Raw genomic sequence first — 1,206 nt, 5'->3', positions numbered from 1 at the left:
TGTGCAATGCCACAATCACTTCCGAGGCCAGCGGCACGGTCAGCCATTCCGGTTTGTCCACCTTCCAATACCGATGAAGCCATTTCCCCAGGCTCGTGGCATCGGGATTGCGGGCATGCTTGGCCCACAACCCCCGAATGGCCCGCACCTGTTTTTCCGTGGCCCGCCCAGGGCGAGGTCGGTTGCGCTCCTCACTCCCATCATCCCAGCCACAGCTCACAAAATAATCCACCAAGGCGGCGAGCTGTTTTCCATTCAATTTCCCGGCCGATGCCACGCCATACCGCTCTTCGAGCAGATACCGGTAATCCTCATCCGCCAACCCAAGGTCTTTCTTGGCAATATGCACCTTGGCCAAGAGCGCTTGTCTATGATTCGCTGCCATGGCTTTTGCTCCATTCTGCATGCCAGTCGTTCAGAATTCCCGCGCACCGTTCCGCCATTTGCCGTGGTGCCTTGGGTTTTTTCGGATGTTTTAAGAAGGTGGCGACATACCGATTCTCTACGATATCCACCAACACCGCCCCACCGGGATTCGCCCCATCGCGCACCACAAACCGATCACAATTTTCGGACATATTCTTTTCCCTTCCCGAAGGTCCGAAATTCATATCCCTTTTCGATGTTCTTCTCTTCGGTCACCGGCAACCGACACATAAACTCACACCCCGCACAACGCGGCCCGCCGCCAACCACCATGGCCCGATGCAATCCCGGCTTCTTGCAGGGCTTGTACCCCTCCGGCAAAGCATAGCAGGGCGTTTGCAGTCGCATGCCCGGATAGGCCAGCTGATCAGGCTTCACCACCGCCACACGTTCCAGGTAGATATCATGCATACGCCACCTCTTTGGCCAAGAGCGAACCACGCTGCCGCAACGCCTGTTCCAGCTCGATAAAGGAGGAAAACCACTGCCGGATCATGCGCCGATTGAGTCCGATCGGCTCGCCTTTGGCCCACAATCCGACCACCGGCACCCCGGCAGCCCAGGCCGCGCCCACCTCGGCCCAGGCATCACACCCAGCCGGACCGAGATAAATGCAGAGATCGCTTTGCGTCGCACCGAGCAAATTCCAGCGGAAATTCTCCGCCCCGGCAGCCGACCGAATCCACGTTTCCGGGTCAGCACCCGCAGCATCAAACGTCCATAACGGTTGATCACCGGTAACCCCGGATTGCCGAACAAACGACAACACCGTATGTCCCA

At 58.1% G+C, this 1,206-nt stretch carries 4 protein-coding genes; all 4 read right to left on the bottom strand.

Annotated features, from left to right (window positions below):
* A partial coding sequence (locus G451_RS33225; protein WP_051261731.1) for a regulatory protein GemA occupies positions 1 to 385 on the bottom strand: 385 nt, incomplete at its 3' end.
* Positions 369 to 578, bottom strand: coding sequence for a hypothetical protein (locus G451_RS0120420; RefSeq protein ID WP_027185695.1), 210 nt, complete (start codon positions 576 to 578; stop codon positions 369 to 371). The genes G451_RS33225 and G451_RS0120420, both read right to left, overlap by 17 nt.
* On the bottom strand, positions 562 to 837 hold the full coding sequence (locus G451_RS0120415; RefSeq protein ID WP_027185694.1) for a hypothetical protein: 276 nt from the start codon (positions 835 to 837) through the stop codon (positions 562 to 564). Before G451_RS0120415 ends, G451_RS0120420 begins: the two co-directional genes overlap by 17 nt.
* Positions 830 to 1,206 (bottom strand): hypothetical protein (locus G451_RS34680; protein WP_034643261.1); only part of this gene is annotated, 377 nt, incomplete at its 5' end. The genes G451_RS0120415 and G451_RS34680, both read right to left, overlap by 8 nt.

The organism is Desulfovibrio inopinatus DSM 10711, from assembly GCF_000429305.1.
Taxonomy (GTDB): Bacteria; Desulfobacterota; Desulfovibrionia; order Desulfovibrionales; family Desulfovibrionaceae; genus Alteridesulfovibrio; species Alteridesulfovibrio inopinatus.
The sequence above is the reverse complement of the archived record's forward strand: the minus strand, read 5'-3'. Positions and strand labels throughout refer to the sequence as shown.